Here is a 24,589-nt window from a genome sequence, read left to right on the forward strand (position 1 = left end):
TTAGTCCGCCAGGGCCTCAGTGCTGATGCTGAGTCCCTTTCGCTGCACGCTGTGGCGCCGCCAGAAGGGCTGCCTGGCTGGGGCGTCGACGCGGAAGTGACCGCCGCGACTTTCGGTTCTGAAGAGCGCTGACTCCATCAGGAGGGCCGCCACTGTGGCCCGTTGCTTCAGGTCATGGGCCTTGGCTAGCCAACGGACCTGCTCTTGAGACAGCTGCAGAGCTTGGTCGTGCCCCAGTGTTTGGACGGTCTGCAGGAGGGGTTGCCCGCTGAGCGCGCCCTCAAGCTGCTGGCAGGCCTGGTAGCCCGCGAGCAGTTCGTGTCCGTTGCGCTCCACACCGGCCCGCCGCCAGCAGAGGCGTCGTAGCTCCTCGGTCTGCAGCTCGATCGCCTCGACGCTGATGGGCGGATGGTTCGTCATGGCCTTGCCAGGTAAGGGCTCTGGCCTGGCGGATGGGGCTGGGGACAGCTCGATGTCCCGCAGTTGCCTGGCGTAGACCAGGCATTCCATCAGGGAATTGCTGGCCAGGCGGTTGGCGCCATGGACGCCGCTGCTGGCGACTTCCCCAACGGCATAGAGGCCAGGGATGGTGGTGGCTGAGCGCGCATCGGTGCGCAGGCCCCCCATGCAGTAATGCGCTGCGGGCGCGACGGGGATGGGGGCTTCGGTGGGTTCAAGGCCCAACTCGCGGCAGCGCCCCAGGATCGTCGGGAACTGCCGCTCCAGCTTGCTGGTCCCGACGGGCCGCAGGTCGAGCCAGAGGTGAGGGGTCTGCCGCTCCCGCATCCGCTGGACCAGGGCCCGGCTGACGGTATCCCGCGGCGCGAGATCTCCGCCGCTGAGTTGACTGACGGGGCTCTCCCCTTGGTCGTCGACCAGTCGCGCGCCCTCGCCGCGCACCGCCTCTGAGATCAGGAAGTGGGGGGCCCCCGGCAGCATCAAGGCCGTCGGGTGGAACTGAACAAACTCGAGATCGCGGACTGCTGCGCCGGCCCGCCAGGCCATGGCAATGCCGTCACCGCTGGCCTGTTTGGGGTTGGTGGTGTTGGCGAAGAGGTGCGCCGCCCCGCCGGTGGCCAGCACCACCGCCCGGGATTGGAGCCACTGCACCGTGCCGTCCACCAGCACTTGCAGGCCTCGGCAGTGGCCGTTGCTGATCCAAAGCTGGAGCGCAAGACCCCCTTGGATCCGCTGCAGGCCCGGCCGCTGCAGCACCTTGCGCTCCAGGGCATCCACGAGTGCTCCACCGGTGCGGTCCTGGGCATGCAGGACCCGCCGGTGGCTGTGGGCGGCCTCCAGGGTGGTGCTCAGTCCGCCTTCATGGCGGTCAAAGTCCATGCCCAGCTCCAGGAGCCGCTCGACGCAGGCCGGCGCCTCGCGCACGAGTAACTCGACCGCAGGTCGATCGCAGAGATCCCCGCCCGCCTTGAGGGTGTCCTGGAGATGGCTCGCGAAGCTGTCCTCAGGTCGCGTGACCGCAGCAATGCCCCCCTGGGCCCAGCGACTCGCCGAGCGGGGGGCGCGATCTTTGCTCAGCAGCAGGACGCTGAGACCCTCCGGTAATTCGAGGGCGGCCATCAGGCCTGCGGCACCCCCGCCCACCACGATTACGTCCCAATTGGAGGGAATGGACGGCATCAGGCCAGGACTACTGAGGCAACAAAAAAGCCGTCGGGATGGCCCGACGGCGGTCACCGGCTGCGGAATCTAGACCTCAGCTGAGCGCTTGAAACGCTCAGGCAATCAACGGTATTGGCCGTCGTTGATCCGATCGAAGCCTTCGTTGAGGGCGATGGACGCCGGGGTGACGGTGAAGTTGCCCTTGTACTTCTCAACAAGTTCCTTCTGGCGATCGGTCAGGTCGAGGCTGAACAGGTCGTCAACACTGTTGTAGGGGCCACCCAGCACGATCTTGCCGGCCAGGGTGGGGTACATCCCTGGGAAGGCTTGGAAGCGACGGACCGAGCAGTTGTTCAGGTCGATCTTGTCGCCGCGCTCTGAAATCTTGTCGTCTGCGACGTTGCGCAGCGAATCGGCCTGAGCGGCGGGGGCGATGATCAGGCTGAGGAGCAGGCCGGCCATCAGCACTCCACTCATGAGCCACGAAACCAGCCGTTTCATTGATAACTCCGTCTGAACGGGAACCACAGGGAGAGGGCTGCTAGGCAGCCAGCCCTGCAAACCTACAAGCAGCGGTCCTCGCGGCTGTGCCCTTGCGTTGAGGCTTTTGCAGTTCTTCAGATCAGCCCACTCCAGTGGGGTGACCAAAGGGCTGCAGCGAGGAAAAGTCCATCCACAGCAAGGGTTGTCGCCATGGCGGCCGCGGCGACTCTCCAGGCGCCATCGGGATGGTGCCAATAACGGCGGCAGAGGTTTAACAGCCCCACACCCGCCAGCAGGGTGACCCCCAGGGGCATGGGCTCCAGCACTCCAAGGGCCGCCTGATGCAGCAGGGCGGTGGCCTGATCGATGGGTGCGTTGAGCACTTCGGTCCAATGGCGCATGACACCGGTCACGGCCATCACACCGTCGGTGGCGGCGGTCCCGACCAAGGAGGCCAGGTAGAAGCTGGCCGCGAGGCGCCAGCGGGTGCCGAGCCCCCCGAGGGCCAGGGGCAGTGCGAAGGCCTCAATTGGCAGATGCCAGAGGGGATGCAGGCGGCACCAGCCCCAAAACAGACATCCCCCAAGCCAGCTGCCGCTGAAGCCCACCAGCAAGCTGCCGGTGCTGCTCAACCGTTGGTTGGGGTGCTCCGACAGGGCGATCCCCAGGAACAGCAAGGGGGCAGTAAAGAGAGCCGCAGAAAAGGGTGCCAGGCGCACCCAGGGGGCCTGAAGGAAGACCGGCAGGGCCACCAGTAGGCAGCCCGACAGCCAAAGCCCCCAGCCTTTTGCCTCGGAGCCACGGCTTGGCGTTGCCTGGGTCAGCGTCCCTGTGGTGAGGCTGGGCTGCACCCCGAGCACAACGCCTGTAACGAAAGGTATCCAACCTTAAAGGGTGCGCGGCTTCTCAAGGCCTCCCCCCGCGCATAGGGTCTGGCCTGATCCTTGCTGCCCTGCCGTGACCACCCTTCCCCCCACTGAGTCGCTGGGGGTCTTGGAGGCCTGTTGGCGTTTTTTGGTTCTCGGTGTGGTGCAGGGCCTGACGGAGTTCTTGCCCATCAGCAGCACGGCGCACCTGAAGGTGGTGCCGGTGGTCCTGCTCGGCTGGGATGATCCCGGCGTGGCGGTGACCGCGGTGATCCAGCTGGGAAGCATCGCTGCGGTGATTGGCTTCTTCCGCGATGACCTCAAACAGGTGATCCAGGCCTCCTGGCAGGCCTGGCGTGCACGGCGCTGGGAGACCCCTGAGGCGCGCTTGGGGCAGGCGATTCTTTGGGGCACCCTGCCGATCCTGGTGGCGGGCCTGGGGATCAAGCTCTTTGTTCCGGACTTTGATCAGTCCCCGCTGCGCAGCCCCACCTCCATCGGGATCGTCTCGATCGTGATGGGCCTGCTGCTGGGGCTGGCGGAGCGTTGGGGCAGCCGTCGCCGCGTTCTCGGCGATGTCGAGCTACGGGACGGCTGGCTGGTGGGCCTGGCCCAAACCTTGGCCCTGATCCCCGGGGTCTCCCGTTCGGGCAGCACCCTGACGGCCGCGCTGTTTGACGGCTGGAAGCGATCGGAAGCCGCCCGCTTTTCCTTCTTGCTTGGGATTCCGGCCATCAGCCTGGCCGGTTTGGTGGAGCTCAAGGATGCGTTTTCACAGCCAGCGGCCGGCGGGGCCCTGCCGCTGCTGGTGGGGATTGCCTCTTCGGCGGTGGTGTCTTGGCTGGCGATTGCCTGGTTGCTGCGTTTTCTGCAGAACCACAGCACCTGGTGGTTCGTCGGCTACCGCGTCTTTTTTGGTCTGGGGGTGATTCTTTGGGCTGCCCGCAGCGTCGCCTGATCCAGCTGCGTCTCAGACTGAAGGCAGGTGTGCAGTAGCGGTCGGTGTGGAATGAGCCTTCGGCCGGGGTGGTCCTGGCCGAGACAAATGGAGAGGCCAGGCTTCCCGCTCCCGCGGTGGTGGATCGCGTCGAGCCGGACTCCATTGGCGATGAGTTGGGGATCCAACCGGGTGACCGCCTGCTGAGCATCAATGGGGTGCGGCCCAGGGATTTGATTGACCTGCAGTTTTTGGTCGGAGAGGAAGAGCTCTGCCTGGAGGTGCAGGACCCCGATGGCAGCGTGCATCGGGTGGAGCTGGAGAAGGATGCCGATGAGGGCCTCGGTCTGGCTTTCACCGAGGCGCTGTTCGATGGCTTGAAGCAGTGCAATAACGCCTGCCCTTTTTGCTTCATCGACCAGCAGCCCCCAGGCCATCGCCGCAGTCTTTACGTCAAAGATGACGACTACCGGCTGAGCTTTCTCTACGGCTCCTACCTCACCCTGACGAACCTCTCGGCCGCCGATTGGGAGCGGATCGAGCAGCAGCGCCTCTCGCCCCTGTTCGTCTCGGTGCACGCCACCAACCCGGAGCTTCGCTCCCAGCTGCTGGTGAACCCCAGGGCGGCGTTGTTGCTGGAGCAGTTGGCTTGGTTCCAGAAGCGGCAGCTGCAGATCCATGCCCAGGTGGTGGTCTGCCCGGGCCGCAATGACGGCGAGGCGCTGGAGCAGACCCTCAGGGATCTCTCAGATTTCGCCGGTGGGGAGTGGCCAGCGGTGCTCTCTGCCGCCGTGGTCCCCGTGGGCTTGACGCGTTATCGGCCCGATGGGGATGGCTTGGTGCCGGTGGACCGGGCTTGCGCACAGCGGGTGATCGCCCAGGTGGAGGCCTTGCAGGAGGGATTCCGGGAGCGTTTCGGTAGCCGTTTCGCGTGGCTCTCTGATGAGTGGTACCTGATGGCGGGCTATCCCCTGCCGGATCGGGCCGATTACGAGGACCTGCCCCAAGAGGGGAATGGGGTGGGGAGTATTCGCTCTTTTCTGGAGGCGATGGATGAGGCCACCAGCGATCTGCCGGCTGCCCTGGCGGCCCCCAGGCGGGTGAGTTGGGTGGTGGGGCAGTTGGTGGCTGAGGCCCTGCAGCCGGCGGTGGACCGTCTGAACCAGGTCGAAGGCTTGGAGGTGCTGCTGAAGGGCCTGCCCAGTCCCTACTGGGGTCAGGATCAGGTCGTGACGGGGTTGCTCACCGGTTCAGACCTGCTCGAGGGCCTGGAGGGCGCGGAGCTGGGTGATGAATTGCTGTTGCCTGCTGTAATGCTGCGTCAGGGTGAACCAATCTTTTTAGACGACCAACCCTTTGAGGCCGTTGCGGCGCAACTGAAGTCCCCTGTGCGCCTGGTGCATGGGGCGGACGACATCGTGGCCGCCTGCCTGGGCGAATAACGAACCGCTGATTAAAGTTCCGGCAGAATTATTTCCAAGGAATTCGAGTGGGCCGCTTTTTTCGCTCAATCGCTGCGGCCACCGGTTTCTCCCTGTCCCTTGCGACTCCGCTGGCCGCGGCAGCGGCTGAAGAGTCTGCAACCGCTCCTCAGGCAGCCCCCAAGCTGGAGCTGATTGATCCCCCGCCGGTGCCCTTGCCATCGGCGTTCAGCACCAAGGGCCAGCGCCCGAAGTCCAACCCGACGGTGCTTCCTCCGGCTGCCACCAAGCTCGATCCAGCCCTTCAGCGACTGGCGGCCCCGGCGACTCTGGCTTTGCCGGATAAAACCGACCAAATCAAAATCGTTGAGCTCCGTCCGCTCTCACTCCAGGACGTGGAGAACCTGGCGGAAGTCAATAACCCCAATCTCAAGGCGGTTGCGAGCCGCGTTGACCAAGCCCAGAGCAACCTGCGGGCGACGATCGCCGCTTGGTACCCCAGCTTTGATTTCACGACGGGCAACCAGTTCCCGTCTTGGACCTACGGCCGTCAATACAACTATCTGAACTCCATCGGTTCAACCACCGAAGGCGGCAACACCCAGACCAACCGTTGGGCGGCGACGGCCAACCTCGGCTTCAACTGGGATCTGATCAATCCCCAGCGGGTTCCCCAGGTCAGTGCGGCCCGTGACGCGTTTGAGCAGGCGAAGAACACCTATCTGATTGCTCTGCGTGACCTGCGTCTGCAGGCCTCTCAGGCCTACTTCCAGCTCCAGTACAGCGATGACAACGTTCGGATTGGTCAGACCTCTGTCCAGGCCTCGCTGGTCAGCCTGCGCGATGCCAGGGCCCGCTACCAGGCTGGTGTGGCCACCAAGCTGGAGGTGCTTGAGGCCGAAACCCAGCTCGCGCGCGACCAGAACATTCTGACGACTGCCCTTGCGACCCAGGCCAATGCAAGGCGGGATTTAGCCAGGCTGCTGGACCTGCCTCAAAACATCACCCCCACGGCAAAGCAACCCCTGCGTCCGCTCGGGGTCTGGTTGCCCTCTCTGGAGGAGAGCATCCTCGGGGCTTACGCCTTCCGCGAGGAGCTGGATAACGCGCTCTTGGATATCTCGGTTTCGAACAGCAACGCCAACGCCTCCTTGGGTGCTGTGCAGCCGTTCTTGAGCATCATCAACAACTTTGTGACGGGCCGAACCTTTGGCTACGCCGGTCTGAATGCCAATACCGACGAGGGGTTTGGTATCAGCTCTGGTCAAACCTGGGCCACGGACAACACGGTGGGTCTGAACCTGCGCTGGTCGATCTTTGATGGCGGCCGCGCCCGGGCGCAGTACCGCCAGTCCAAGCAACAGGCTCAAGAAAACGCTTTCCGCTTCGCGGACACCCGCGATCGCGTTCGCTTCGAGGTGGAGCAGAGCTTTAACGATTTGCGGGCTGATACACGCACGATTCAGACCACCTCACGCGAGGTGCTCTCCTCCCGTGAATCGCTCCGCTTGGCTCGCCTGCGCTTTCAGGCCGGTGTGACCACCCAGCGTGAGGTCGTGGATAACCAGCGGGACTTGACCCAGGCCCAGCTGCGGTATGCCCAGGCCCTCGCCGACTACAACCGTGGCCTCGCTGACCTGCGTCGCCGCACCGGTCTGGATCAGATCGCCATCTGCCAGCCGCCCAAGCTCTCGGCGATCAAGCCGCTTGAGGACGAGACCTACACCGTTCCTGTCCCGCCTGAGCCCCTGCCGCCGGCCTGCTCCGCTCCCTATCAGGCGGCGCAGAGCTAGGGCTTAGTCCGACTAACGTCAGTGACCAGCTGAGCGACTGCAGCTGTCTCTTCCTCTTCCTCGTCTGATCCGTCTGGGGTTGTTCCAGGGTTGCCTGGGCTGTCTGGCGGTGATCTTTGTCGGGATGCTCAACCGGGTGATGCTCACGGAGCTGGGTTTCCCTGGGCTGCTGGTAGGTGGTGCCCTGGCCCTTGAGCAGGTGGTGGCCCCGGCGCGCATCCTGTTCGGACAGATCTCCGATAGCCGGCCCTGGGCCGGCAGACACCGCACCCCTTACATCTGGCTGGGTTCGGCCTTGTTCTGCAGCTTGGCGGTGCTGTTGATCCCGCTGATTTTCCGCCTGCATGCCGCCTTCGGTTCAGGGGACGCTGGGGCGATAACGGCTGGGATTGCGGCGATCTGTGCGGTGGTGGCTTGCTACGGCCTGGCGGTCTCGCTGGCGACGACGCCCTACCTGGCCCTGGTGATTGACCTGACGAGCGAGGAGGAACGCCCCCGGGCGGTGGGCTTGATTTGGTGTCTCCTCACCGTGGGCATAGTGGTGGGTGCGATTGCCACCAGCATTTGTTTGAAGGGGCTGGATGGGGTGAGTGACCCAGCGCTGCTTGAGCCAGCCCTGTTCCAGTTCTTGGCTCGCGTGGCCGTGGTGGTGTTTGCCCTGACGGTCTTTGCGACCTGGGGCGTTGAGCCCCATGCGAGTGAGCGGGCGATTAGTCGCTCGGAGGACCGTGAGGATGCGATCACCCTCAGAGATGCCTGGCGTCTGATCACCTGCAGCCGTCAGGTGCTGGTCTTTTTCTGTTTCCTGCTGGCGTTCACCTTGGCGGTCTTCCTGCAGGACCCGATCCTGGAGAGCTACGGCGCAGAGGTGTTTGGTCTGCCGATTGCTGCGACGGCTTCCTTGAGTGCGGTTTGGGGGGTGGGAACCCTGCTGGGTTTGCTGCTGGCCGGGCTCTGGTTGGTTCCCAAGCTTGGGAAGTTCAGCGCGGCTCGGCTGGGCTGTCAGCTGATCCTGTTGTCGCTGCTGCTGTTGGCGGGCGTCGGGGTGCTGGCTGATCCGAATGCATTGCGGATCGTGCTGTTTGTGTTTGGACTGGCGACAGGGATCGGAACCAATGCCACCTTGGTTTTGATGCTCGATCTCACCCTTCCTGCTGTCGCTGGCACCTTTGTTGGTGTCTGGGGCCTGGCCCAGGCCTACTCACGGGCGTTGGGCAAGGTGATGGGTGGTGGTCTGTTGGATGCAGCGCGCTGGGTGTTGCCTGATGCACCAGCGCATGTGGCCTACGGGCTGGTGCTGCTGTTTGAGGCGTCCATCGCGGTTCTGGCCTTGGTGCTGTTGAGCCGCGTCAGCCTGAAGCAATTCCGGGCGGATACCGCCGGCAATCTCGATCGTGTTCTCGCTGCGGAGCTGGGGTGACGATGCTTTCTCTTGCGATGCCAGAAGGCTTGGAGCAGCTGGGGCTACTGCTGGATCAGGTGGCCGAGCGACAGCGACAGGACTTTGGCCAGCTGGATTCCGAAGCCAAGGCCGACGGGAGCCTGATCACGGCCTGTGACCGCTGGAGCGATGCCACCTTGGTCAAAGGTTTGGCTGAGCTCTATCCCGGTGAGGGGGTGCTGAGCGAGGAAGGCAGTCAGTCGGTTCCGACCTCGGAGGCCTACTGGGTGGTGGACCCCCTGGATGGGACGACCAACTTCGCGGCTGGGATTCCCTATTGGGCGATTTCCCTGGCCCGCTTTGAGAACGGAGTCCCGGTGCTGGGGGTGTTGGACGTACCGCCCCTGCGTCAGCGGATCGTGGCGATTCGAGGCGGTGGAGCTTGGCGCAAGGACAAGAAATTGGGTGCCCCTTCGGCCCGCAATCAGGTGGTCGGTTGTGCGTCGCTTTGCAGCCGCTCGATTGGGGTGCTGCAGAAGCTTCCGAATCAGCGTTTCCCCGGGAAGATTCGGCTGCTGGGGGTGGCCAGCTTGAACCTGGTGAGTGTGGGCATGGGGCAGACCATCTCAGCCTTGGAGGCCACACCGAAGATTTGGGACCTGGCTGCCGCATGGCTGGTGCTCCAGGAACTGAATTGCCCGATGGATTGGCTGGTGCGGGATCCAGCTCAGCTCAAACCCGGGGAGGATCTAAGTGAGGCCAACTTCCCTGTGCTGGCGGCGCGCAACGCGGAGACCCTGGCGCGCTTCAAGCCCTGGGCGGACGCTCTGGTGGCCCGTGTTTGACGGAGTGGGGGTTGATGGTGTTATGGTTATGTGCTGCGAGCAAACCGAAAGGTGAGTGAGCAGCGAACTGAAAGCTGGGGCGACCTGGTGATGTAGGTTCGATCAGCGGCTGAGACGCCGCTGAGAACCGAAAGCCGAGGGAACTCGGTGATGTAAGTTCAACAAGCGGTCGCGAGGCCGCGGACCGAGAGCCCGAAAGACCTGAGAGGGTCGAGCTGAAAAGCGTGTGGCGACCGGAGCACCTGGACAACTGAACGTTTAGGAACTGACGCTTTCACTGCGTTAGTCGCTGTCTGAGGCCGAGAGGTTGAGGGTAGTGGTTAACGAAGATGCAGTGAGGGTGTGAGGTCCCGTCAAAAATTTTTTAGTTGTGGAAGCTCATTGCTTGCATGATCTATTGATTTCACGGTCAAGGATTGTGTCGGTGTGCAGTGAGTGGAGCAACGACCGGATCTGAGATCCTGGAAAGTCTGAACGAAAGAAATTTTGTTTTGCACTCTTTGAACGCTTCTGTCAGAGGAAGTGGCATCAACTGCGACAGTGCGCCAGTGCTGGAGTGGGTGAAGCAAATCAAATTGAGGCTGCGTAAGCGGTCAAGAGGATTTGATCTACAACGGAGAGTTTGATCCTGGCTCAGGATGAACGCTGGCGGCGTGCTTAACACATGCAAGTCGAACGAACCTTCGGGTTAGTGGCGGACGGGTGAGTAACGCGTGAGAATCTGCCCTCAGGAGGGGGATAACGGTTGGAAACGACCGCTAATACCGCATACGCCCTTCGGGGGAAAGATTTATCGCTAAGGATGGGCCCGCGTTGGATTAGCTAGTTGGTGAGGTAAAGGCTTACCAAGGCGACGATCTCTAGCTGGTCTGAGAGGATGATCAGCCACACTGGGACTGAGACACGGCCCAGACTCCTACGGGAGGCAGCAGTGGGGAATATTGCACAATGGGGGAAACCCTGATGCAGCCATGCCGCGTGAGTGAAGAAGGCCTTCGGGTTGTAAAGCTCTTTCACCAGGGAAGATGATGACGGTACTTGCAGAAGAAGCCCCGGCTAACTCCGTGCCAGCAGCCGCGGTAATACGGAGGGTGCGAGCGTTAATCGGAATTACTGGGCGTAAAGCGCACGCAGGCGGTTTGTTAAGCTAGATGTGAAAGCCCCGGGCTCAACCTGGGATGGTCATTTAGAACTGGCAGACTAGAGTCTTGGAGAGGGGAGTGGAATTCCAGGTGTAGCGGTGAAATGCGTAGATATCTGGAGGAACATCAGTGGCGAAGGCGGCTCCCTGGCCAAAGACTGACGCTCATGTGCGAAAGTGTGGGTAGCGAACAGGATTAGATACCCTGGTAGTCCACACCGTAAACGCTGTCTACTAGCTGTGTGTGAATTTAATGCGTGCGTAGCGAAGCTAACGCGCTAAGTAGACCGCCTGGGGAGTACGGCCGCAAGGTTAAAACTCAAATGAATTGACGGGGGCCCGCACAAGCGGTGGAGCATGTGGTTTAATTCGATGCAACGCGAAGAACCTTACCTACACTTGACATGCTGAGAACTTTCCAGAGATGGAGTGCCTTCGGGAACTCAGACACAGGTGCTGCATGGCTGTCGTCAGCTCGTGTCGTGAGATGTTGGGTTAAGTCCCGCAACGAGCGCAACCCTTGTCCTTAGTTGCCAGCATTAAGTTGGGCACTCTAAGGAGACTGCCGGTGACAAACCGGAGGAAGGTGGGGACGACGTCAAGTCATCATGGCCCTTACGTGTAGGGCTACACACGTGCTACAATGGTATTTACAGAGGGAAGCGAGACAGCGATGTGGAGCGGACCCCTTAAAGAATGTCGTAGTCCGGATTGGAGTCTGCAACTCGACTCCATGAAGTCGGAATCGCTAGTAATCGCAGGTCAGCATACTGCGGTGAATACGTTCCCGGGCCTTGTACACACCGCCCGTCACACCATGGGAGTGGGATGCAAAAGAAGTAGTTAGTCTAACCTTCGGGAGGACGATTACCACTTTGTGTTTCATGACTGGGGTGAAGTCGTAACAAGGTAACCCTAGGGGAACCTGGGGTTGGATCACCTCCTTACAGGGAGACAAACAACGATTTTGATGCCTGAGTACTTTTATTCTTAGGCCGAAATCCTGTCACCTTAGGTCGATCGGTACCTCAACTTCAATCCTGTGAGTCGCAAGACTGCACAACGATTGATTTTTAGTTCCTAAACGTTGTCTAGGTCACCCCATAGAGGGTTCACTTCCTGGGCCATTAGCTCAGGTGGTTAGAGCGCACCCCTGATAAGGGTGAGGTCCCTGGTTCAAGTCCAGGATGGCCCATTCCAAAATCCATTTTGGATCATTTGGGGGTTTAGCTCAGTTGGTAGAGCGCCTGCTTTGCAAGCAGGATGTCAGCGGTTCGAGTCCGCTAACCTCCACTAACACTACTGAACTCCTAAGCCAGGAAGAGCTTCTTGGTTGGTGACTAGACGTTGTTCCAAAGAATCCACTGGTTCGTCCAGTCGTATTCAGCCTCAGCTCATGTCCGATAACGGATTGAGCTGATGCTGAATTCACTCCTGAGAAGGAGAGGATTTAGCAGAACCTTGACAACTGCATAGGTGAGTCTGGAAAGACAAAAGCATCTCATAGAGGCTAGTTCGCAAGAACTAGTAATTCTATTTTTGAGAGCCGAGACCTTCTAGCGTTCTTCCCAATCCGCCGAGGAGCGGGGAGTTTGATCCTTGTTTCTAACTGGTGAGTGAGCAGAGAAATCTGCTGATTGACTAAGAGAAACTTGAGAGAATGGGCCTCAACAGCCTGAAGCGTTAGGAGGATTAATTGGTCAAGCTACAAAGGGCTCACGGTGGATACCTTGGCACACAGAGGCGATGAAGGACGTGTTTACCTGCGATAAGTCTCGGGGAGCTGGAAAAACGCTTTGATCCGGGAATTTCCGAATGGGGCAACCCCTAGAACGGCCAGCTGAATCTATAGGCTGGCGCGAGCCAACCCAGCGAACTGAAACATCTTAGTAGCTGGAGGAAAGGAAAGTAAAAACGACTCCCTAAGTAGCGGCGAGCGAACGGGGAAGAGCCTAAACCGATAGTTTCGACTATCGGGGTTGTGGGACAGCAACGTGTATCAGGGATGTTAGAGGAAGCGTTTGAATGGCGCGCCATAGAGGGTGAAAGCCCCGTATTCGAAAACTGAACTGAGCTAGCTGTATCCCGAGTAGCACGGAGCACGTGGAATTCCGTGTGAATCTGCGAGGACCACCTCGTAAGGCTAAGTACTCCTGTGTGACCGATAGCGCAACAGTACCGCGAGGGAAAGGTGAAAAGAACCCCGGGAGGGGAGTGAAATAGAACATGAAACCGTGAGCTTACAAGCAATGGGAGCCCTACTGATAGGGTGACCGTGTGCCTGTTGAAGAATGAGCCGGCGACTTATAGGCACTGGCAGGTTAAACCGGAAATGGTGGAGCCATAGCGAAAGCGAGTCTGAATAGGGCGTTAGTCAGTGTTTATAGACCCGAACCCGGGTGATCTAACCATGGCCAGGATGAAGCTTGGGTGATACCAAGTGGAGGTCCGAACCGACTGATGTTGAAAAATCAGCGGATGAGCTGTGGTTAGGGGTGAAATGCCAATCGAACCCGGAGCTAGCTGGTTCTCCCCGAAATACGTTGAGGCGTAGCGTCTAGTGCTCCAGCAGGGGGGTAAAGCCACCGTTTCGGTGCGGGCTGCGAGAGCGGTACCAAATCGAGACGAACTCTGAATACCCTGTGTGTAACTAGGCAGTCAGACTGTGGGGGATAAGCTCCATGGTCGAAAGGGAAACAGCCCAGACCGCCAGCTAAGGTCCCCAAATCAACACTAAGTGATAAAGGAGGTGGGATTGCCGAGACAACCAGGAGGTTTGCCTAGAAGCAGCCATCCTCAAAGGAGTGCGTAATAGCTCACTGGTCGAGCGATCCTGCGCCGAAAATGAACGGGGCTAAGTGTTGTACCGAAGCTGCGGATTAAACTTGTTTAATGGTAGGGGAGCGTTCTATGTGGGGTGAAGCGTTAGCGTAAGCGGGCGTGGACTGCATAGAAGTGAGAATGTCGGCTTGAGTAGCGAAAAAATGGGTGAGAATCCCATTCCCCGAAACCCTAAGGGTTCCTCCGGCAGGCTCGTCCGCGGAGGGTTAGTCAGGACCTAAGGCGAGGCCGAAAGGCGTAGTCGATGGATAACAGGTCAACATTCCTGTACTGATCATGTTTTGGGAAGGAGGACGGAGAAGGCTAGCCAATCCGGATGTTGGTTACCGGTCCAAGCGTTCGAGGCGTTGAGAGCTGGCGAAAACAGCTTGAGCTGAGGCGTGAGTGCGAGCTGCTACGGCAGCGAAGTTGGTGACGTCAAGCTTCCAAGAAAAGCCCTATACCCGTTAAGGCATGATTACCTGTACCCGAAACCGACACAGGTGGGGTGGTAGAGAATACCGAGGGGCGCGAGGTAACTCTCTCTAAGGAACTCGGCAAAATGACCCCGTAACTTCGGGAGAAGGGGTGCCAGCGCGAGCTGGTCGCAGTGAATAGGCCCAGGCGACTGTTTACCAAAAACACAGGTCTCCGCTAAGTCGCAAGACGATGTATGGGGGCTGACGCCTGCCCAGTGCCGGAAGGTTAAAGAAGTTGGTCAGCGCAAGCGAAGCTAACGACTGAAGCCCCGGTGAACGGCGGCCGTAACTATAACGGTCCTAAGGTAGCGAAATTCCTTGTCGGGTAAGTTCCGACCCGCACGAAAGGCGTAACGATCTGGGCGCTGTCTCGGAGAGAGGCTCGGCGAAATAGAATTGTCTGTGAAGATGCGGACTACGTGCACCCGGACAGAAAGACCCTATGAAGCTTTACTGTAGCTTGGTATTGTGCTCGGGCTCGCAATGCGCAGGATAGGTGGGAGGCTTTGATCCATTGCTTGTGGGTGATGGTGAGCCACTGGTGAGATACCACTCTTTGCGAGCTAGGGTTCTAACGGTTACCCGTTATCCGGGAACCGGACAGTATCTGGTGGGCAGTTTGACTGGGGCGGTCGCCTCCTAAAAGGTAACGGAGGCGCGCAAAGGTTCCCTCAGGCTGGTTGGAAATCAGCCGACGAGTGCAAAAGCAGAAGGGAGCTTGACTGTGAGACCTACAAGTCGAACAGGTACGAAAGTAGGCTTTAGTGATCCGACGGTTCTGAGTGGAAGGGCCGTCGCTCAACGGATAAAAGTTACTCTAGGGATAACAGGCTGATCTCCCCCAAGAGTTCACATCGACGGGGAGGTTTGGCACCTCGATGTCGGCTCATCGCAACCTGGGGCTGAAGTCGGTCCCAAGGGTTGGGCTGTTCGCCCATTAAAGCGGTACGCGAGCTGGGTTCAGAACGTCGTGAGACAGTTCGGTCCATATCCGGTGCATGCGCAGGAATATTGAGAGGATTTCTCCCTAGTACGAGAGGACCGGGAGGAACGCACCTCTGGTGTACCAGTTATCGTGCCAACGGTAAACGCTGGGTAGCCATGTGCGGAGTGGATAACCGCTGAAAGCATCTAAGTGGGAAGCCCACCTCAAGATGAGTATTCCCATGGCTTAAGCCAGTAAGGTCACGGGAAGAACACCCGTTGATAGGCTCTATGTGGAAGCGCAGTAATGCGTGAAGCAGAGGAGTACTAATAGACCGAGGGCTTGACCAAATCTCATCTCTCAAAACACAGTGACTGCAGAGTCAATGTGGAGAGCTTTTGACTTCCAGAGCGAGAGTTTGCTGTTGACGCAAGTCAATCAGCCAATCAACTCGTAACCTATGCAGTTCTCAGGGTTCACCTGAGAGCGAATCTCTATCCTGGTGTCCATGGCGCAGTGGAACCACTCCGATCCATCTCGAACTCGGCTGTGAAACGCTGTAGCGCCGACGATATTTGGGGGGTAGCCCCCTGAGAAAATAGGTCGATGCCAGGTAAAACATTCGCTCCAACAACTCAATCCATGCTGCTCTCTTTTGATGAGATGAGCCATGGGTTGAGACGAGAAAGCCACCCCAAAAGGGTGGTTTTTTTGTGCCTGGAAGAATGGGCTTACGCATAAAAGAGGCCGCCGGGGATCACTCCCTGGCGGTCTTGGCGTTCAAATCAAACCTGAATCAGGTCTGATTCAATCAATCAGGAGCGGTGCACGTGCACTTGTTTCCAGTTGCCGCTGAGCTTTTGCCAGATCCGGGTTTCGCAGCAGCGGGCCGTGACGGGATCACCATTGACGAGTTTCTGGGTCAGGCGGGTGTAGCTCACCACCACTGATTCATCGCTCAGCCAGCGCAGATGCGGGCGCGCCATCGTCACGTTCACGGCTGCTGGGGCTTGCGTCGAATCCCCCGGCAGTTCGAAGTAGTAGCGATGGAACGGCAGGCCTTCCACCAAGTGCCCTTCGCTTTCGGCTTCAAAGCAGCTGACGTCTTCGGCGCAGACGGCCGAGTAGGCCTGCCAATCACCTGAGGCCACGCTATTGAGCATGGCTTGATTCAGTCTGAGGATCTCTTGATCGCGCTCGCTAAAAGCCATCGCCAGGATTCAGTCCGCTGTAATCACTGATCCTCGCAAAGCGTCCGGCATCCCGTGCTGGGTTGCCCTCTCGATCGCTGAACAGTGTCTTCATCCCCGCTGCATCCGCTGCCTCCAGTTCTTGCAGTGCATCGCTGATGAACAGGACATCCGACGGGGCAGTCCCCATGGATTTGGCAATCATCAGATAGCTCTCCTTCGCTTGTTTGATTCCCGTTTTGGTGTCAAACCAGTGTTGGAACAGAGGCCTGAAATCTCCTGCTTGGCAATGGCCATAGAGAAGTTGTTGTGCAGGGACGGACCCAGAGGAATACACCGCCAAGGTCAATCCGGCGTCATGCCAGCGATTTAGAGCCTCAGCAACATCGTGAAAGAGCGGTGCGACGATTTCGCCTGACGCATAGCCCGATCGCCAGATTCTTCCCTGGAGATCTTTGAGTTCCGTCAGCTTGATGTCCCTTGCAATCAGTTGCTTCAGGTATTGCGCAACCGCCTTGATTCCGATCGGAGAGTCTTGTCCTTGTGCTTCGAGAAGGGCAATGGCCTCGGGGTGGACATCCTCTTTCCATGCCATCTCTACGCCTTGAAGCAAGCTTTTGATCTCGGCTTCGTCCTGGTGTTGCTCGAGGTAGCGCTCGAGGCAGGAACTGGCATAGGGAAAGAGCACATCGGCGACAAAACTCACGGGACAGGTTGTCCCTTCGATATCAAGAAGGATGTGCGTAACGGTCATCATTTATTTGGCCAGGATTGCCTCGAGAAGCAGTTGCCTCCAGCGCTGCTCCAGTAGAAACTCCAAGATCTCCAGGTGACGCATCGCGCTACCCAGGCTGCGTCCCCAGGCATAGAGCCCGTGGCCGGCAATCAGTAGTCCCTGGGGTGCGTTGCTCAGCAGCGGTCTGGCCTGCGCTGACAGTTCAGCGAGGTTCTGATTGTTCGCCAGGACAGGGATCTCCACGGAGCAGTCGTGGGTGTTGATGCCATCCAGCCCCTTGAGCATCTCCAGGCCGCTCAGCTCGAGCTTGCCCTGTTTGCTCTTCAGGGCCCACTGGGAGAGGAGCGTTCCGGCCTGCGAATGGGTGTGCAGCACTGCACCGGCTCCGCAGGTTTTCACGATCTCCAGGTGCAGGGCGGTCTCGGCGCTGGCTTTGCCATTGCCCAGCACCACATGCCCTTCCCGATTCACCTGAATCAGATCGATCGGAGCAACCGCCCCCTTGTGCACTCCGCTGGGAGCCATCAGCAGGCGAATGGGGTCCCCATCCAGCAGACAGCTGAAATTGCCGCCCGTCCCGTCGCACCAGCCCCGCCGATGGATCTCAGCCATCGCTCCGCACAGGGCCTTGGCGAGGGCTGTGGTGTTGGCATCGGGCATCGTTGCGTCCCGCTCAGGGGGTTCTTCCACCCTGGCAGGAGGGGCACCAGTGGCTGCTGCGGCCGCCCAACTTGTCACGACGGATCGGTGTGCCGCAGACCCGGCAGGGCTCGCCGGTGCGGCGGTAGACCCAGGCGGCATTGCCGTAGTTCCCATTGGTTCCGCTCAGGTCACGGAAATCACTGAAGGTGGTGCCGCCCGCTCCAATGCTGGTGGTCAGCACCTCCACCAAGGCGCCGTGCAGCCGCTCCAACTGCTTGAGCTTGAGCGATCCGGCACGCTCCTCCGGCGCGATACCGCTCATGAACAGCGACTCATCCGCGTAGATATTCCCCACCCCGGCCACCAGGGACTGATCGAGGAGGGCCGTCTTGATGGCCCGCGATGACCCTTTGAGTTTCTGCCGTAGGTACTGGGGCGTGAAGGCCGCGCTGAAGGGTTCTGGGCCCAGCCGTTTCAGACCCGTCATGACCGATTCCAGGGGTTCACCGGGGGGGACCCACCACATCTCACCGAAGCTGCGCAGATCCACAAAGCGCAGCTCCTGGCCTTCGGGATTCCAGAACCTCACGCGCGTGTGGCTGCAGGGGGCCTTGGCCGTCTCCATCCAGAGGAACTGACCGGTCATCCGCAGGTGCACCCCCCAGTGCCCGGCGTCGGCCCCTGCTCGCTTGAGGCTGGCCATCAGATATTTGCCGCGTCTCATCCATTGATCGACGCTGCATCCCTCGAGGGCGGAGCAGAACTGCGCGGGGACCGGGGGAGCGGCAATGGCCCGGGCCCGCAGCACCTCGACCCGCTCAATCGTGAAGCCGCGGGTCTGGCGTTCGAGTCCGCGGCGCACCGTTTCCACTTCGGGGAGCTCTGGCACCCGTGATCCCTGACCGTTGGTGGCCACAGGTTGCCACGCAGACCAGACAGCAAAAATCCCCGACCTGAACCCAGGCCGGGGATCACTGCGAGATCTTGAGCGCCTGGATCAGGCCTTCTCGAGTTCGCTCTCGGCGAAGTTGTTGGTGTTGATGCCGCCTTCGGAGCCGCTGACGCCGTTGTAGTTCACCTTCTCGAAGCGCACCACGACGGGGTAACGGATGCCGGAGGTGTCGATGGAGGCAACGGTGCCCACATCGTTGAACCAGTAGGACTCAGGACGCTTGATGCGCACCTTGTCACCGCGGGAGATGGCCATCGCTGCGCTGTAAAGGGGTGGCTGTCATTGGGAATTTACCCGTAGCGAGAGTCCCCAAAGCCAGCCCGTCACGAAACGTGGCACCATCGACCTCCACCGAGCGTTTCCCCATGGCCGAGGCCCCCTCCTTCAGCCTCGACTTGCCTGATCCCGAAAGCGACAGCATTAGCTCGATGGAGTTCCTGGCCCGCATTGAGGAGGCCTGGGCCATTTGTGATCGCTTTGACCTGCAGACCGAGATCTGGCGGGGCCGGATCCTGCGCAGCGTCCGGGACCGGGAGCGCCGCGGCGGCGATACCCGCGGGGGCGGCTTCCTGCAGTGGTTGCGGGAACAGGAAATCAGCAAAACCCGGGCCTACGCCCTGATTCAGCTGGCCGAATCCGCCGATCACATGCTCGGGGAGGGGGTCCTGGAGGAGACCAGCGTCAACAACTTCTCCAAGCGGGCCTTCATGGAGACAGCCCAGTCCGATCCAGAGGTGCAGTTGATGATCGGCGAGGCCGCCAATGACGGCCAGCAGATCACCCGTAAACAGGTGCGTCAACTCACCGACGAGTTCACGGCAGCCACCAGCCCGCTTCTGCCGGAAGAGATTCGGGAACGCACAGCGAACAATCTGCTTCCGCCCAAGGCCGTTGCCCCCCTGGTGAAGGAGCTGGCCAAGCTGCCCGACGATCAGCAGGAGGATCTCCGCAAGGTTCTGCGTGAGGAGCCCGAGCTCGAGCGGGTCAAGGACGTCACCAGCACCGCCCGTTGGCTGAGCAAAGCCTCGGAAGCCGGCCTGGCCGTTCGGGCCTTCCAGCAGGGGGAGCTGGATCTCGATAAGGCGATGCAGGAGGCCCTGCGTCTCGATGCCCTGGGACTGCTCTCCGATGCCGTTGGGCAAGCCCAGGCCCTGGAATCGGCGGTCCTCAAGCTCCACACCAGCTGGCGCCGCCTCAACGGTCTTCAGGAGCGCCTCTGGGTCGAGAGCGGCAGCAGCACCCCCCACCTGCGGGAGTTGCTGACCGCTCTGCAAACCCTCAGCGGCAACACCATGCGCGTCTCCCTCGGGGAACTCGCCGGCGGTAAGCGCGTGCGCTTGCAGTTGGTGGAGGAATCCCCCGATCAGCTCGAGGCTCCGGCGATCGCGGTGCTGGCTCAGGCCGGCTGAGATCCGCCTGATGAGCGATCCCCTCGACTCCGCCCTCCAGGAGCACTTCGGCTGGTCTGCCTTCCGCCCTGGCCAGCGCCCGGTGATTGAGGCGATGCTCGCTGGCCAGGACTGCCTGGCGGTGCTCCCCACCGGTGCGGGGAAATCCCTCTGTTATCAACTCCCAGCCTTGGTCCGGGAGGGTCTGGTGCTGGTCATCTCGCCCCTGGTGGCGTTGATGGAGGACCAGGTGCAACACCTGCAGCGAAGGGGCATTCCAGCGGCCTGCCTGCACCGCGGTCTGGATCCCATGCGCCGGCGAGACCTGCTGCAGCGGGTGCGCAGCAATCGCCTGCGCTTGCTTTATCTGGCGCCCGAACGGCTCCAGGTGGAGGCCACCCGGCGCTTGCTGGAGGAGATTCACGAGGAGGGGAAACTCGTCGGGCTGGCCATTGATGAGGCCCACTGCATCAGTGCCTGGGGCCATGACTTCCGCCCGGACTACCGCCGCCTGGGTCAGTTGCGCCGGCTCTGCCCTGGGGTGCCGGTGGTGGCCCTCAGTGCCACCGCAGCCCCCCGGGTCCGCGCCGATCTGATTCGCCTGCTGGAGCTGCGGCGTCCCCTGATTCAGGTGCGCTCAGCCCGGCGCGACAACCTGTCTTATGTGATGCGCCGTCGTCCGGCGGACCCCCTGCCGGAGGTCCTCAAGGCGCTGGAGGAGGCGCGCGGAGCGGTCCTGATCTATGCCCGAACCCGGCGCTCTGTGGAGAGCTGGGCCAAGCGCCTTAGCGACAGCGGAGTCGAGGCGATCGCCTATCACGCCGGGATGGATCCAGAGAGTCGTGCCCTGGCCTTGACCCATTTCCAGGAGCACGAGATGCCCGTCCTGGTGGCCACCGTGGCCTTTGGCATGGGTGTCGATCGGCCGGATGTGGGCTTGGTGCTGCACCTGGATCTTCCGGCCAGCACCGAGGGGTACCTCCAGGAGTCCGGCCGCGCCGGCCGTGATGGCCTGCCCGCCCGCTGCATCGTGCTCTTTGACCCCGAGGACCGCTCCAGCCTGGCCTGGGCCATTCGCTCCTCGGCCGAGGAATCCGGGGATCCCCAGGACCGCACCCGGGCTGAGCTCTCTCAGCAGAAGCTGCGGCGGATGGAGGCGGTTGCGGAGGGGGCGGGCTGCCGTGAGCAGGCCCTGCTGCTCTCGGTGGGGGAGCTCGTTCCTCCCTGCGGTCGCTGCGATCGATGCAGCCAGGCCCCGCGGGTGCGGGACTGGTCTGAGATGGCCTCCCAGGTCCTGGAGCAACTGGACCAACGCAGCGGTGTGGATCTGCGCAGCCTTGGCGAGGACCTGGCCAAGGCCGAAGGGGATGAGGTCGATCAGTGGCGCTGGTTAGCGCGGCGCCTGGTGCAGGAGGACCTGATCAGCGAAAGCGATGACGGCAGTCAGCGCCTTTGGCTCAGGCCTGCGGGCCGACGCTTCCTGCGCCAGCCCTGGACCCTGAAGCTGGCGGCCTGATCAGCCGGGCTTGGCCTTGCAGAGATCGGTGATCAGCCGCTGCTCAAAGTCGCTCTGGGGGGCATCCCAGGTCTTCCAGGCTCCCGACTGACCGGTGGCATTCAGGCGCTTGGCGTTGCAGTTGATCGCCAGATAGAGGGGCTGCCCTTCGCTGTTGAGGCTTGGTGCCACGTAGCTGCCGCCCATGGACTGCCAGTTGGCCCAATCCACCTGCAGGGGGCCATAGCTGCGCCAGTCGGGCGTGCTGCCCGCGGCGGTTGTGCTCGATGCCTGGGTTTTGCTGACCTCGGCCTTGGCAACCGTTGGTTTAGCGGCTTCCGCCTTGACGGGCTCAGCCTTCTTCTCGGGCTGGGTCACCACGGTTGTTGCTGCGACTGTGGTGGCCACCGAGGGCTTGACCTTCACCGGTTCAGCTTTGGCGACTTCGGTCTTGGCGGGTTCAGGCTTGGCCGCAACGGGCTCAGCCTTTTTCACTGGCTTGGCGGCCACCACTGCTGCGGGCTTTGGCTTCGGCTTGGCGGCAACAGGAGCAGCGGGCTTGGGCTTGGGTTTGGGCTTGCTGGCGGCGCGCAGGGTCAGGGTGCTGCCGGCCATGACCTGGTTGGGGTTGCTGATGCCGTTGATGGCGATCAGGCGCTGCATCGAAACGCCGTAGCGATCGGCGATGGAGGAGAGGCTCTCGCCGGGTTGCACCTGGTGGGTCTTGGCGTTTTTGTTCACGGCCACCCGCGGGCGAGCGTTGGCGCCAGGCACCTGGATACGGCTGCCGGCCCAGAGGTCGTTGGCATCCCGCAGGCCATTCAGCTGGACCAGGCGGTCGACGCTGGTGCCGTAGCGATCGGCAATTTCAGAGAGGGTCTCACCCGCTTTGACCGTGTAGTTGCCGGATCCCCCACCGCTGTAGACGTTGCCCGGCACCTTGATGCGGCTGCCAGCCCAGAGGTCGTTGGCATCCCGCAGGCCGTTCATCTCCATCAGCCGATTGACCGAGGTCCCGTAGCGATCGGCGATTTCGGAGAGGGTCTCACCGCGCTTGACCACCACCTCGCCGGCCAACCCCGGAAGGGGAAGCAGAAGGGCCAGGGCTAAAGCGGCAGCAGAGCGGCGGCGCATTGGGTTTAACAACGGTCGACTGGGCGCACCATACGGGGCCTGGAGGCGGGCGCCAGTCCCCCTCCCATAAGGCATGGAAATGGCTTCAGCCCAGGAGTCGTCGCATCAGGGGGAGTCGTCCGGCGTAGGGGGGATAACGGAAGGGCAGATCCAGGGCAAAGGGCCGGCGCAGAACGCTGCGCTGGTGGGAAAAGGTGTCGAAGCCAGCCTTGCCGTGATAGGCCCCCATGCCGCTGGCGCCGACGCCGCCGAAGGGGAGTTCGGGAACCCCGACCTGCATCACCACATCGTTGAAGCAGACACCACCGGAGCTGGTCTTGTTGAGCACCGTCTCTTGGTTCGGCTGGGAGCTGCTGAATAGATAGAGAGCGAGGGGTTTGGGGCGTTGGTTGATCCACTCGATTGCTTGCTCCAATCCATCCACCTCGAGGATTGGAAGGAGGGGACCGAAGAGCTCCTCCTGCATCAGCGGATCCTCGCGATCGTTCACCTGGATCACGGTCGGGGTGATCCGGCGGCGTTCCGGATCACAGGTTCCCCCCAGCAGCACCTGGCCCCGCTCTCGGGCCTGCTCCAGCAGGGCACTGAGCCGCTTGTATTGCGTCTCGTTGACGATCGAGGCCAGGTCGCTGGAGTCCAGAGGCTCCTCGCCAAAGCAAGCGGTGATGCGATCGCCCAGGGCCTGGATGAGTGAGGCGCGGGCGCTGCGTTCCACCAGCAGGTAGTCCGGGGCGATGCAGGTTTGCCCGGCGTTCAGGCACTTGCCCCAGACCAGTCGGCGGCTAGTGACCTCGAGATCCGCGTCGCTGAGCACCACCGCCGGGCTTTTGCCGCCCAGTTCCAGGGTGACGGGCGTGAGGTGCTGGGCTGCAGCGGCCATGACCAGCTTCCCGATGCGCTCTCCGCCAGTGAAAAAGATGTGATCAAACCGCTCAGCGAGTAGGGCCTGGGCGGTGCTCCCATCCCCTTGGACCACCTGGACGATCTCGGGCGGGAAGGCCTCCCTGATCAGGCTGCTGATCAGCTGAGCCGTTGCCGGTGCGTGCTCCGACGGTTTGAGGATGGCGGTGTTCCCGGCCGCTAGGGCACTGACGAGGGGCTGAATCGCCAGGTGGAACGGGTAATTCCAGGGGCCGATGATCAGGACGCAGCCCAGGGGTTCAGCGATCACTTCCGCGCGACCTGGCCGCTGGCTCAGGGGAACGCCGACCTTTTTGGGGGCGATCCAGCGCCGTAGCTGCCGGCGGCAGAGGCTGATCTCTTGGCGAACGGCGACGACCTCGAAGTAGGCCTCGACATCAGGCTTCCCCAGGTCCTTGGCCAGGGCCTCCAGGACGGCGTCGCTGTGGGCGCTGAGGGCGGCATCGAGTCGATCCAGTTGCTCGAGGCGCCACTGCAGCGGGCGGGTGGTTCCACCCACAACCAGCTGACGCATCGCAGCGATGGGGGTAGTCAGCTGGAGCACAGATGGACGGGCAGGGCTTGAGACACCCTATGGACAGCGGCGGAAATCCCGTGGTTAGGGCCTTGGTGACTTCGCCATGAAGCCCTTGCTGGGGAGTTCGGAGTCCGCCTCGGGGCTCACGGACGGAGGGGTGGCCGAGAGCTTGGATTCAATCCAGCGGGAGAGGACATAGATGCCGATGAACATCGGCACATAGATCACGCCCGCGCTGCGTTGATCCAATTCCAGTTGGCTGACCGCCGCAACGCCCGCGCTGCTCAGCCCGAAATAGATCAAGACCCGGCGCAGTGCGATCGACTTCAGCATCCCTAAAGCTCCCCGGTCCTCTTCAGCATTTCATGGGCTCTGGAGATCCAACACCTGCTGAATGGCAAGGGTTTGGATGAGGTCCTGACGAAGCAGTGCGTAGATCCGTTCTCCGGCCACCGGCCGGCTGATCAGCGCGCTTGAGGCTGGCAGAAGAGGGGGCTCACTGAGCAGAACAAGATCCAGGAGTCGCCCCTCCAGCAGTGCGGCCAAGCGCTCGGGCTGCCGGCTGCCGGCAAGGGGCAGCGCTGGGGGAAGCCGCAGGCCGAGGTCACCCAGCAGCAATGGCTCATCGAGGCTGTGGAGCCAGCGCAGTTGGCTCGGCATCAGAGCCAGACGCATCTGCTGTGAGGCCAACCGCAGGCTCGCCAGCAAGGGCTGATTGGCTTGGGCTTGATAGAGGCCGTTGCTCCGTTTTTGGAAGTCCAGATTCAGGACTTGGCTGACATGGCGGTAGATCCGAGAGACCGAGCTCTGGTCGCGCTGGATTCGCTGGGCCACGGTGGTCGTGCTGCTGGTGATCTCCAGCAGATCCAGCACCGGGATTCCTTCCAGCAGTAGGTCCGCCAA

At 61.4% G+C, this 24,589-nt stretch carries 19 protein-coding genes, 2 tRNA genes and 3 rRNA genes; 12 read left to right on the top strand and 12 right to left on the bottom strand.

The features are described 5' to 3' along the window. From nadB to LY254_RS10155, 3 genes are all read right to left on the bottom strand, one after another. Nucleotides 1-1,638 carry an L-aspartate oxidase gene (nadB, locus tag LY254_RS10145; protein WP_247476971.1) on the bottom strand — a complete coding sequence of 546 codons (1,638 nt, stop codon included), beginning with the start codon at nucleotides 1,636-1,638 and terminating at the stop codon, nucleotides 1-3. Between the two features lie 105 nt (nucleotides 1,639-1,743). Then, nucleotides 1,744-2,121 (bottom strand): photosystem II complex extrinsic protein PsbU, encoded by a 378-nt coding sequence (gene psbU, locus LY254_RS10150; RefSeq protein WP_010313181.1) that lies wholly within the window; start codon nucleotides 2,119-2,121, stop codon nucleotides 1,744-1,746. A 116-nt stretch (nucleotides 2,122-2,237) separates the two neighbouring features. Then, the gene (locus LY254_RS10155) at nucleotides 2,238-2,963 is read right to left on the bottom strand and encodes a DUF3120 domain-containing protein (protein WP_247476972.1); all 726 of its coding nucleotides are present in this window, start codon (nucleotides 2,961-2,963) and stop codon (nucleotides 2,238-2,240) included. A gap of 97 nt (nucleotides 2,964-3,060) precedes the next feature. Here LY254_RS10155 and LY254_RS10160 point away from each other — a divergent pair, with 97 nt between their 5' ends. The 10 genes from LY254_RS10160 to rrf all read left to right on the top strand — a co-directional run bounded on the left by LY254_RS10160 (nucleotide 3,061) and on the right by rrf (nucleotide 15,326). Next, nucleotides 3,061-3,927, top strand: coding sequence for an undecaprenyl-diphosphate phosphatase (locus LY254_RS10160; protein WP_247476973.1), 867 nt, complete (start codon nucleotides 3,061-3,063; stop codon nucleotides 3,925-3,927). Between the two features lie 44 nt (nucleotides 3,928-3,971). Beyond that, a complete protein-coding gene (locus tag LY254_RS10165) occupies nucleotides 3,972-5,348 on the top strand; it encodes a TIGR03279 family radical SAM protein (protein WP_247476974.1) in 1,377 nt (458 codons plus the stop codon). A gap of 47 nt (nucleotides 5,349-5,395) precedes the next feature. Continuing rightward, nucleotides 5,396-7,120 carry a TolC family protein gene (locus LY254_RS10170; RefSeq protein WP_247476975.1) on the top strand — a complete coding sequence of 575 codons (1,725 nt, stop codon included), beginning with the start codon at nucleotides 5,396-5,398 and terminating at the stop codon, nucleotides 7,118-7,120. Between the two features lie 79 nt (nucleotides 7,121-7,199). Then, nucleotides 7,200-8,540, top strand: coding sequence for a BCD family MFS transporter (locus LY254_RS10175; protein ID WP_371820461.1), 1,341 nt, complete (start codon nucleotides 7,200-7,202; stop codon nucleotides 8,538-8,540). 2 nt (nucleotides 8,541-8,542) lie between these two features. Further along, the gene (locus LY254_RS10180) at nucleotides 8,543-9,346 is read left to right on the top strand and encodes an inositol monophosphatase family protein (protein ID WP_247479862.1); all 804 of its coding nucleotides are present in this window, start codon (nucleotides 8,543-8,545) and stop codon (nucleotides 9,344-9,346) included. A gap of 610 nt (nucleotides 9,347-9,956) precedes the next feature. Beyond that, nucleotides 9,957-11,434 (top strand): 16S ribosomal RNA (locus LY254_RS10185). Nucleotides 11,435-11,608: 174 nt separating this feature from the next. Further along, a tRNA-Ile gene (locus tag LY254_RS10190) sits at nucleotides 11,609-11,682 on the top strand. Nucleotides 11,683-11,707: 25 nt separating this feature from the next. Continuing rightward, nucleotides 11,708-11,780, top strand: a tRNA-Ala gene (locus LY254_RS10195). Between the two features lie 405 nt (nucleotides 11,781-12,185). Then, a 23S ribosomal RNA gene (locus LY254_RS10200) occupies nucleotides 12,186-15,061 on the top strand. 148 nt (nucleotides 15,062-15,209) lie between these two features. Continuing rightward, a 5S ribosomal RNA gene (gene rrf / locus LY254_RS10205) occupies nucleotides 15,210-15,326 on the top strand. The 16S, 23S and 5S rRNA genes sit together here with 2 tRNA genes alongside, the layout of an rRNA operon. A 200-nt stretch (nucleotides 15,327-15,526) precedes the next feature. Here rrf and LY254_RS10210 read toward each other — a convergent pair. From LY254_RS10210 to LY254_RS10230, 5 genes are all read right to left on the bottom strand, one after another. Then, nucleotides 15,527-15,922 (bottom strand): nuclear transport factor 2 family protein, encoded by a 396-nt coding sequence (locus LY254_RS10210; RefSeq protein WP_247476976.1) that lies wholly within the window; start codon nucleotides 15,920-15,922, stop codon nucleotides 15,527-15,529. Then, the gene (gene mtnC / locus LY254_RS10215; protein ID WP_247476977.1) at nucleotides 15,912-16,607 is read right to left on the bottom strand and encodes an acireductone synthase; all 696 of its coding nucleotides are present in this window, start codon (nucleotides 16,605-16,607) and stop codon (nucleotides 15,912-15,914) included. The genes LY254_RS10210 and mtnC overlap by 11 nt, the downstream gene beginning before the upstream one ends. A 51-nt stretch (nucleotides 16,608-16,658) precedes the next feature. Continuing rightward, nucleotides 16,659-17,297, bottom strand: coding sequence for a methylthioribulose 1-phosphate dehydratase (gene mtnB, locus LY254_RS10220; RefSeq protein WP_247479864.1), 639 nt, complete (start codon nucleotides 17,295-17,297; stop codon nucleotides 16,659-16,661). 13 nt (nucleotides 17,298-17,310) lie between these two features. After that, on the bottom strand, nucleotides 17,311-18,168 hold the full coding sequence (locus LY254_RS10225) for a DNA-formamidopyrimidine glycosylase (protein ID WP_247479866.1): 858 nt from the start codon (nucleotides 18,166-18,168) through the stop codon (nucleotides 17,311-17,313). Nucleotides 18,169-18,276: 108 nt separating this feature from the next. Continuing rightward, the gene (locus LY254_RS10230) at nucleotides 18,277-18,486 is read right to left on the bottom strand and encodes a photosystem I reaction center subunit IV (protein ID WP_010315087.1); all 210 of its coding nucleotides are present in this window, start codon (nucleotides 18,484-18,486) and stop codon (nucleotides 18,277-18,279) included. Between the two features lie 110 nt (nucleotides 18,487-18,596). On the opposite strand from LY254_RS10230, the gene LY254_RS10235 reads away from it, so the two are divergent. Together LY254_RS10235 and LY254_RS10240 are read left to right on the top strand one after the other, a co-directional pair. Beyond that, nucleotides 18,597-19,640 (top strand): hypothetical protein, encoded by a 1,044-nt coding sequence (locus LY254_RS10235; protein WP_010315089.1) that lies wholly within the window; start codon nucleotides 18,597-18,599, stop codon nucleotides 19,638-19,640. Between the two features lie 10 nt (nucleotides 19,641-19,650). After that, nucleotides 19,651-21,135: an ATP-dependent DNA helicase RecQ gene (locus LY254_RS10240; protein WP_247476979.1), complete on the top strand. Its 1,485-nt coding sequence runs from the start codon at nucleotides 19,651-19,653 to the stop codon at nucleotides 21,133-21,135. On the opposite strand, the gene LY254_RS10245 is transcribed toward LY254_RS10240, so the two are convergent. From LY254_RS10245 to LY254_RS10260, 4 genes are all read right to left on the bottom strand, one after another. Further along, complete coding sequence (locus LY254_RS10245; RefSeq protein WP_247476980.1) at nucleotides 21,136-22,248, bottom strand: LysM peptidoglycan-binding domain-containing protein; 1,113 nt, start codon at nucleotides 22,246-22,248, stop codon at nucleotides 21,136-21,138. An 85-nt stretch (nucleotides 22,249-22,333) separates the two neighbouring features. Continuing rightward, complete coding sequence (locus LY254_RS10250) at nucleotides 22,334-23,683, bottom strand: aldehyde dehydrogenase family protein (protein ID WP_247476982.1); 1,350 nt, start codon at nucleotides 23,681-23,683, stop codon at nucleotides 22,334-22,336. An 84-nt stretch (nucleotides 23,684-23,767) separates the two neighbouring features. Beyond that, nucleotides 23,768-24,019, bottom strand: a complete 252-nt coding sequence (locus LY254_RS10255) for a hypothetical protein (RefSeq protein ID WP_247476983.1) — start codon at nucleotides 24,017-24,019, stop codon at nucleotides 23,768-23,770. Nucleotides 24,020-24,049: 30 nt separating this feature from the next. Beyond that, nucleotides 24,050-24,589, bottom strand: coding sequence for a hypothetical protein (locus LY254_RS10260; RefSeq protein WP_247476984.1), 540 nt, complete (start codon nucleotides 24,587-24,589; stop codon nucleotides 24,050-24,052).

Source organism: Synechococcus sp. NB0720_010, assembly GCF_023078835.1.
Classification (GTDB): Bacteria; Cyanobacteriota; Cyanobacteriia; order PCC-6307; family Cyanobiaceae; genus Vulcanococcus.